The sequence below is a fragment of the Erwinia sp. genome, from assembly GCF_031978025.1.
Classification (GTDB): Bacteria; Pseudomonadota; Gammaproteobacteria; order Enterobacterales; family Enterobacteriaceae; genus Erwinia.
The window spans coordinates 1-8,980 of record NZ_DALZCD010000175.1 but is presented as its reverse complement, the minus strand read 5'-3'; the positions used below and the strand labels follow the sequence as shown (position 1 = coordinate 8,980).

General features: G+C 51.1%; 7 protein-coding genes. 4 read left to right on the top strand and 3 right to left on the bottom strand.

Annotated elements, in window-relative coordinates:
- Positions 1-10 precede the first annotated feature (10 nt).
- The gene (locus RTK32_RS14270) at positions 11-1,807 is read left to right on the top strand and encodes a DNA/RNA non-specific endonuclease (protein WP_312045055.1); all 1,797 of its coding nucleotides are present in this window, start codon (positions 11-13) and stop codon (positions 1,805-1,807) included.
- Between the two features lie 182 nt (positions 1,808-1,989).
- Here the strand turns inward: RTK32_RS14270 and pdxH are convergent, their stop codons facing one another.
- Complete coding sequence (gene pdxH, locus RTK32_RS14265) at positions 1,990-2,577, bottom strand: pyridoxamine 5'-phosphate oxidase (RefSeq protein ID WP_312045049.1); 588 nt, start codon at positions 2,575-2,577, stop codon at positions 1,990-1,992.
- Between the two features lie 206 nt (positions 2,578-2,783).
- On the opposite strand from pdxH, the gene RTK32_RS14260 reads away from it, so the two are divergent.
- Positions 2,784-3,341 (top strand): GNAT family N-acetyltransferase, encoded by a 558-nt coding sequence (locus RTK32_RS14260; RefSeq protein WP_312045047.1) that lies wholly within the window; start codon positions 2,784-2,786, stop codon positions 3,339-3,341.
- Positions 3,342-3,477: 136 nt separating this feature from the next.
- On the opposite strand, the gene RTK32_RS14255 is transcribed toward RTK32_RS14260, so the two are convergent.
- Complete coding sequence (locus tag RTK32_RS14255) at positions 3,478-5,016, bottom strand: methyl-accepting chemotaxis protein (protein WP_312045045.1); 1,539 nt, start codon at positions 5,014-5,016, stop codon at positions 3,478-3,480.
- Between the two features lie 538 nt (positions 5,017-5,554).
- Between RTK32_RS14255 and RTK32_RS14250 the strand changes: the two genes are divergently transcribed.
- Positions 5,555-6,307 carry a hypothetical protein gene (locus RTK32_RS14250; protein WP_312045044.1) on the top strand — a complete coding sequence of 251 codons (753 nt, stop codon included), beginning with the start codon at positions 5,555-5,557 and terminating at the stop codon, positions 6,305-6,307.
- Positions 6,308-6,585: 278 nt separating this feature from the next.
- Entirely contained in the window at positions 6,586-7,095 is a 510-nt protein-coding gene (gene eco, locus RTK32_RS14245) for a serine protease inhibitor ecotin (protein ID WP_409451098.1), read from the top strand.
- Positions 7,096-7,377: 282 nt separating this feature from the next.
- Here the strand turns inward: eco and RTK32_RS14240 are convergent, their stop codons facing one another.
- Positions 7,378-8,268 (bottom strand): oxidoreductase, encoded by an 891-nt coding sequence (locus RTK32_RS14240; RefSeq protein WP_312045051.1) that lies wholly within the window; start codon positions 8,266-8,268, stop codon positions 7,378-7,380.
- Between the last annotated feature and the right edge of the window lie 712 nt (positions 8,269-8,980).

Here is an 8,980-nt window from a genome sequence, read left to right as displayed (position 1 = left end):
GGAGAGGCGAATGAATAACGTTAATGAGCTGATTGCTTCAAGACTGATGCTGACCGCAGAGCAACGAGAACAAACGCGTGCGGCTCTGGCGAAGGGAGAACAGGCAGAAACGGATCTTCGGCGCGCGCAGCGCTACGCATTTCAACAGCGAACCCGGCAGGGCCTGATTTTTGGCGAGAACGATCTGCTGCCGGTTTCCTTTTTGCAGCAGGGCTTAAGCGCGGCGCGGGCAGTGGCGCTGATACGGGAAGATGGCATTCCTGTAGGCAGCGGCTTTCTGGCCCACGGAGGCTTGTTTATCACCAATCACCACGTGCTGCCGGAACCGCCTGCCCCAGGCACGGTGACGGTACAGTTTGGCTATTGTCAGAATGAGCGCGGTGAGGTTAGCGACGGCCGTCTTTACTCGCTGGATGCGGAGCATTTCTGGCTGACCAGCCCGCCGGAAGCGTTCGACTGTACGCTGATTGCGCTGGGCGAAGCGCTTAGCGGCAGCGGAGAAGCGCCGTTGCCGCTGGCGCTTAACGATCGCAATGACAAACATGCGCTGGGCATCAGCCTGAACCTTATTCATCATCCGGGCGGCGCGCCGCAGCAGGTCACGCTGCGTAATAATGCGCTGTTGGCGCGGCACGAGCAGTTTCTGCATTACGAGGCCGACAGTGAAGGCGGTTCGTCCGGCGCGCCCGTTTTCAACGACGGCTGGCAGCTGGTGGCGCTGCACCACGGTGCCGTTGAGGACGACGGAAAATGGGTTAATGAAGGGATCCGCATCAGCGCGTTAACCGACTGGCTAAAAGGCGAATTGCCACGGCTCTCGTCTACGAGGCAGGCGTCACTGATGCAGGCGTTGACTTCCGACATCACACCGCTGCGTCCCGCCGCCAGCGCCAGCGCGCCAGACAGCTATTACGATAATCGCGACGGCTATCAGGCCGACTTTCTTGCCGGGACGCATATCGCCCTGGCGGATATCATCGCGCCACGCGTAGCGGAAGTGGCGCCGTTGCGCGACGGCAGTAAAGGTGCAGAGGCCAGGCTCGACTATCAGCACTTTTCCCTGCTGATGAGCAGCGAGCGGCGGCTGGCCTTCTTTACCGCGACCAATATTGATGGCGCCAGCTATATCAGCATCGATCGCGACAGCGGGCAGCCTTCGCTGCTGCCAGAGACGGATCGCTGGTATGAAGACAGCCGTATCGACAGCCGCTATGTCACCGGTCAGGCGTTCTACAGCGAGTTCAGCCGTTGGTTCGATCGAGGCCATTTGACCCGCCGTAGCGATCCTACCTGGGGCAGCGCGGCCGAAGCGGTACGCGCCAATAAAGACACTTTTCACTTTACCAACTGCTCGCCGCAGCATTTTCGTTTTAATCAGAGCATGCAGTACTGGCAGGGCGTTGAGCGCTACATCCTGGAATCTGGCGTGCTGCAGACAAAGCAGCAGATCAGTGTGTTGACCGGGCCGGTGCTTAACGATCAAAGCAGGCAATATGCGAATTTAGCGGTACCGCTACTGTTCTGGAAAGTCGTTTTGCGCATCGGTCCCCAGGGCAAGCCGCAGGCGACGGCATTACTGGTCAGTCAGGATAAATTGCTGGACGAACCACGCCGCGTATTGCCCCGGGCACAGCCGGAAACAGTTCCCAACGTGGATGAATATCGCGTTTCCGTCAGCTCGCTGGAAGCGCTGACCGGCCTTAATTTCAGCGCCTTCCGCGACTGGGACAGCTGGAAGCCGGACGCCGCTCTGCTGGCAGATCCGTTACCGGCGAAGCTGATCATGACATGGCAGGATCTGTTGTAGTCGGGGGCCGAATAAAGCGTACCGAAAGGTCAGAGAAGCCCGTGGCTAAAGCGCGCTTCTCTGACCGAAAGGGCTTTCGCCGCAGACGACCTGCCTGAAACAACACAAAGAGCCGCTTTTTGAAAATTTGAGCGGTCATGCCGCCGTCCGTTTTTCTTTTTCGTGCGTCGGGCGGGCAGAAATCAGGGCTGCAGCAGCTGTTTTTCCCAGTCTCCGGTTTGTTCTGGCCGAGTATAAAGCTCCCGTAAGTGCAGACGATTATCACGGAAGGTTAAAAATTCAATAGCCTGAGGAACCACGCAAACGCCTCCCCAGCGTGCGGGTTTGCTGACGGGCTGCCCGGCATACACCGCTTTGGCCTGCTGTAATTTTTGCTCCAGCTCCTCTACGGCAGCCAGCGGCTGACTCTGCTGAAAACACAGGGTTGCCAGCTGCGCATCACGCGAGCGTGAAGACCACCAGGCCTCCGACTGCTCCACGTCGACAGGTTGCGCTATCCCTTCCACCCGCACCTGATAGCCTTTATTTTCCCACCAGAATGTTAATGCCACGTGAGGATTGTGCTCCAGCTCTTTTCCTTTCCGCGAATCAAACCAGGTACAGAAAGCAAACCCTCGGGCGTCAGCGGACTTTAAGTCGACGAAGCGTGCGCTGGGTTTACCGTCCGGCGCGACCGTAGAGACACAGACGGCGCCTGGCTGCTTCAGTGTGCGATCGTGTTTGACTTCATCCCACCAGCGATGAAATTTTGTTATGGGGTTGTCTGTCATAGCGGCTACTCCTTGCGGTTAGTTTAAGAAGAGGGGACAGCGCCAGACTTCAATCAGAGGAGTAATCCTGCCGGCCAGCCTTTGGCTGAACATTTATCCCGGTCTGGCAGCACGTTTTCTGTTAAATACGTTGTAGCATAGAGTCCTGTGCCGCGCATCGTCATCTGGCCGGTGCCATAGTCACTCTTTTCTCTTAAGGAGGCTTTATGAAAACGCCCTGTCTGGAAACGTCACGCCTTTATCTGCGACCGCTTCAGGTCGAAGATGCCCTGCAGATACAGAGGATCTTTCCGCAATGGGAGATCGTTCGTCATCTTGCCGCAGGGTTTCCCTGGCCTTTTCCGGACGATGGAGCCAGCCGGTATGTTAATACGGTGGCGTTGCCGGCCTCAGAGAGGGGAACAGCCTGGTTCTGGACCCTGAGACGAAAAGAAAATCCGTCAGTCATGATCGGCCTGATATGTCTTTCAGATGAACCAGACAATAATCGTGGGTTCTGGCTTGTGCCGGAGTGGCGGCGCAAAGGGTATATGACGGAGGCCTGTAACGTGGTGACCGGGTTTTGGTTTAATACTCTTAAGCGGGAGGTGCTGCGAGCGCCTAAAGCCCATATCAATGACGCTTCCCGAAAAATATCTGAAAACATGGGGATGCGCCTTATCCAAACCGGGAAACAGCGCTACACGGAAGGCGAGCTGGACTCTGAATTATGGGAAATAACCCGTGAGGAGTGGAACAGCGTGTCCTTGCCGCCAGTCCCCTGAAGCGAAGGGGAGATCACAGCCGCATCAGGCGGCTTTAAGCCTGACGGGCCAGGCGATAAACTTGCAAATAAAACCAGGTCGGAAAGGATCACGCCTTCCCGGCCTGGGGGGACACCCTGACACCTTTAATCGCAGGTTAAATCCTGAAAGAGCTGACTTCGCTTAACAGTCTGCTGGCCTGCTCGCTAAGGGAGTTGGATGCCGCAGCCATCTGCTCTACCATTGCCGCATTTTGCTGCAGGTTATTCTCCATCTGTGTCACGGCAATATTGACCTGTTCAATACCATAACTCTGTTCTTTTGATGAGTTATTGACCTGATTAATTAACTGGGTTGTTTCATCAACAACGCCCAGCGCTTCACTCATTCGGGTAGTGACATTCGCCGCGTATACCACCCCTTTATCTACGTTTTGAATGGCCTCTTCGATTAATCCCCGGATATCGCGTGCCGCCACAGAAGAACGCTGTGATAATGAGCGAACCTCTCCAGCCACCACCGCAAACCCTTTACCCTGTTCGCCGGCACGCGCCGCTTCAACGGCCGCATTAAGGGCAAGAATATTGGTCTGAAACGCAATGCCGTCAATGATAGCGGTGATCTCAGAAATCTTATGAGAAGAGGCCGATATGTCATTGATGGAATTTTTCAAATCGCCCAGCTCACGGCTACTTTCATTAACGATTGACTGAACCTTACCTATATAGTTGTTCGCTTCGTTCGCGTTATCCATATTATGTTTTACCGTCGCGGACAACTCGTTCATGCTGGCGGCAGTCTGTTCCAGAGACGATGCCTGAGATTCAGTACGTGAAGAGAGGTCCTCATTACTGCGGGAAATTTCATTAGCCGCCGTATCCACCTCTTTGCTGGCATCCCTTGAACTGGACAGCACGTCCCGGAATTTCTCAATCAGCGCATTGAAGCTGCTGGCCGTTGCGCCCAGCTCATCCTTTTTAACCAAATCGACACGTAGCGTCAGATCCAGAGTATTGCCGATATCCCTCATGCTTCCCTGTAAAGTCTGCAGGCCTTTTTTCAGGTAGTTAAGGATAAAGTAAGAGAAAGAACTGGTCAGGACGACCGCGGCGCTGATGATAATAACCAGCAACCACAGGGTATGCAGATACTGCGTATGGTTATTTTCCGCAAAGCGGGTTGCAATCTGGTAATTGTAAGATAATAAGCTCTTGATATCCTTGCTTAATATGACTGAGGCCGCGGCGGTTTCGCCCTCGTCTGATACCATGCCTCTTGCAGCATCAATGCCGCTGGTTTCATAAACAGTCACCATTTTATTGACTTTATTGCGGTAGTTATCAAAGCTTTGAATGGTTTGCGATATCGCCTGACCATCTTTCTCATCAGAGATTAAATTCGCTTTATAATAATTAAGTTCCGATTTTACCTTATCCAAAAGGACATCTGCACTCTTCATGTGCATATAAAAGATATCTTTTTTTGTTACCAGCAGGCCCATCAGTATTTGCCGTCTCGCTTCTTCACGGCTTTGTAAAATTTCGCCTATTTTATTTATGCTGGGCAGGGAGTTAGTTGCGACATAATCAAAACGATCCTGAGCGCTGTTCAGGGATTTAAGGCTGATAATACCAAGCGATAACAAGGCAATAAGGGTAAAAGCAAAAATAAACGTCAGCTTCTTTAAAATGGTCATGACAGGATGCCTGATAATGTAAAAGGGTATAGTGAAATTATCGGAGCTTAAGAGAGTAACTTTATATCTTTATCGCAAATTTCATCAGTTTTTTATGATTACAGGGAGGGGGGTCTCTTTCTTAATCACAATCAGTTGGTTAGGCAGGTTTTCATAAAAAATCGCACGTTAGCGCCTGCTTTTTCAAAAATCAGGTAGAAAGTCCCGGATGTGGTTAGGGTATATTAATTAGCGTATTGGCAATGAAAGCGTTACCAGAAAAATACTCTCTTTGGAGGCGAGGAGCATACTGGCTAAAATTAAAAATACTTTGGATACCTGAAAATCGCTATCTTATATACTGCTATAGGGTTCCTGGTGTTGGCATTTTAGTTATCGGCCTGAACTCAGGAAACATGAAGGAGCCCCTCTTAAATTTTTGCAGTGAGGTTATGCAGATAAAATAAATGTGATGTATATGTGAAAAAATTAAGCTGCTATGAAGTCTTGCTGTTATTTGCCGATACTGGATAGCTATCAGCTGGCCAGAGAGAAACTAATGAGCACCTCGGGAATCAACACTCAGCCCTACAGTCATACTTTATTAGCTGAAACATCTCAGCCATCTGCACCCGCTGACAGAACCCAACTACCTGCGGTTAATGCCGATACACCCCCCGGAAATGTCTCTTCTGTCACTACTTTCGTATCATCCCTTGCCCGTCAATTAAGCGGAGCCGCTGCTCAGGCTGAAGCCCGCGATGCTTCACTGACCCTGGGGCAGAAAAGAAACCTGGTAGATAAGGCTCAGGACATGTTGCTTGGTGCGTCTTATAACGCTAATAAAGCAGCTTATGATAAAGAATTGCCTGCTTCAGATGATCCGTACGCACTGGATCTGGCAAAAAGGGCGACGCAGTATACAAACGGTAGCGGTAAAAACCCTTTCTCCGGACTGTCACGAGACAAACTGGCGGTAATAGCTTATGACGAAAGTGGCACTTTTACCGCTAACGAACGAAGAGCGGCAATGTATGAAGCTTATGACCAGGAATATGCCTGGCGTAAACAAGTCGTTGCTGAAGCCCAGGCTGAATACAATAGTACCGGTAAAATGACCCATTTCTTTCAGAGCGTTTTAGAACATTATCAGTCGCTTCCTGCATTAGAACAGTCTCAATACCCGAATGATTATGCTCAAGGGCTTAAGAATTTAATAGACCAGGATTTTAACTATAAGACCCATCAAGCCGAAGGAAAAGCTAACTACTCTACAATTATTAATGATGTGCTTGCTTTCAGGAATAAATGATATGTGTATAAGCTGTTGGATACTGTCTATCTTCTGATTGTCCTTTTCCTTTCAGGGCGAGACGGACAGAACCCCCCAAAATTGATGAAGCTGTTTTAAACCCGCGCCTGTCTCTGCAAGAGACGTAAACTAATGTTTACGAATTTATAAGACCAATCACCTTGCAGAAGGTGACACGAAAGGCTGGTTTTGAATAGAATCTTGGCAGTTAACACTGCGGGAGGGCGGTGTTATCAGTGATTCCTCTGGATATAACACAACTAAGGACTTATTCAATGATCAAATCTTCTACGCTGGCTGCCTGTTTGCTGGTGACGACTGGCTGCCTTTCAGCCAGCACCTACGCTCAGCCACAGCCTTCAGAATCCCTCGCCCCTTATCCTCAACCTGAGAAAGGGATGAGCCGACAGGTCATACAGCTGCCAGAAATGAAAAATGAATATTTGTATAAAGTGGAGCTGATGGTGGGTCAGACAATGGAGGTGGATTGTAATCAACATCTTCTTCTCGGCCAGCTACAGTCCGAAACCGTAGAGGGTTGGGGATATTCTTATTATGTCTTTAAAACAGCAAAATCAGCAGACTCTGGCGTGTCGCACGTATCAACCATGATGGCTTGTCCTGAAGATAAAAAGCAAAAGAAATTTGTGACCGCTAACCTCGGTGCAAACGGCATGTTAACCTACAACAGTAAGCTTCCGGTCGTCGTTTATACGCCAGACAATATTGAGGTTAAATATCGTCTCTGGAAAGCCGACGATGAAATCAACGCTGCCAAAATAAAATAATTAACTGATAAAATGTCTTCTCTGTATAAGTACGCAGTCGTCTGCCAGAGAAAAGACTTTATTTGCTCCAGCGTTGACTAATATAAGCTTCCTGTGGAGGCTGCTGGCCTGTTGCGCCCGCGGCGCATTATGAGCTGTCGCGCCACAAATAGCAGAGCCAGAAACTGCCTGGCGAGACAAAGCGGTTCTGTTCTTTCAGAGTAGAACCGACCAGCAGACCGTCGGGCAGACGGCAACTTTTTTCAGGTCGTAGGGTAGACGGTAACTTACCCCATTGTGAATTCAGCCTGGCCCCTCGCTTCCCGCCGCTAATAGGGGTACCAGCACCTCGCTGATCGGTGTGGCAATATCATGCGCGCGTCCGTAACGCGCTATCACGCCGTTTCGGATTTCCCATTCAAGCGGGCGGTCAGCCTGCCGGTCCGCAAGGATTGACGTGCCCAAATCCGCGGGAGCCCGATGAAAAACGTCCAGGATTTCCTGCGGAACGCTATCGTCCAGTATTGCGCCTTCCGCACGAGCGACCGTCAGACATTCATGCAGATAAGCCAGTGCCAGGTCGGTGACGTCTCTGCGCGAAAACATACCGGCACGACGATTAGCCAGCACCATAAGTCCTGCTACCGCATTCTGCAGCAGTTTACGCCAGGCTATAGAAGTAAAATCGGTCGACAGCTCAACGGCGCAACGTGTTGGGCTAAGGACATCCGCGACCCTTTTTGCCTGCGGCTCATCAGGCAGCGTCAGGCGCGGTTTGGCACGCAGCCAGACGGAGAAATCGGGCTCTCGCTGTGCCGGGAACCACACTACCGAAGGCACCACGCTGGCACCGTTAACATAAGGCTCCAGCTGAATTTTTTGTTCTACGCCGTTTTGCAGCGCGCAGACCACCGTATTTTTATCGCAAAGCGTGGACAGCCAGTCAGCACAGTCCGCTACCTGGGTAGTTTTCACCGCGACGAACACTAAATCGAATGGCTGGCTGACGGAAGACGTCTTAGTTAATACCGGCCCCGGCACGACAGTTTCTTTTTCATCGTCACGCAGAGTTAATGTCGGATGCGCGGTCCGCCCGCAAAGCACGGGGGTGCGGCCAGCTTCATGCAGCACCGCGGCGAGGGTGGTACCGATAGCGCCGGGACCCAGCAGGGCAATTGTAGGACGGTCAGCCATTTTGTCTTCTCCATCATTAATCCACATCCGCGACACCTGACCTGCCTGCAGTAAACACCGGCTTTCTGTCAGGAACATCTGCTCCGGGCGCGAAGCGAACAGCCGCAGGCTACTGTCTGCAAGCAGTTGATTATCAAACGAGGGGAGCATTTTAACTAGTTGTACGCCAAAACAGGGTGTTTTGCCCGCCTGTGACGCCATTTTTTCCAAAGGGATCGCCTGCGCCTGTATCCACCAGAACAGGCTTTTTGCCATTATTCAGCACGCAGGCCGATCGAGGGTTCCGCCTGCGGTGTCATGGCCTCCTTTGCCCTTGCCTCACGCAACTATCGGTTTGACAATAAGTGATGCTCCAGGTAAGGCCTTAATTTTTTTATAAAACGAGTATCAGACTGAGGAGAGGTCAGCTCTTCCCGGCTATCTGTAGAAAGGATAAAAAGCTGTGAGAGAATGCTGATGATTTTATTTGTACTCACGGGCGACCTGTACCCATCTACGTTGAATATTCCTGATTCAGTACGAATTCTGCTGATTTTAAAGGGTAAAAATGAGGTGGGCATTTCCATCAGAAACTACCCTTTAAAGGGGTAACATCGGGGGCACAATAAAATAACCTGCCTTCATTAATTTACAGACTACGTCAGTAATCCATTTCTGACACAGAGCAACCTGACCGCTACGAGCGTAGAAACGGCCATGATGCGTGCTGTTA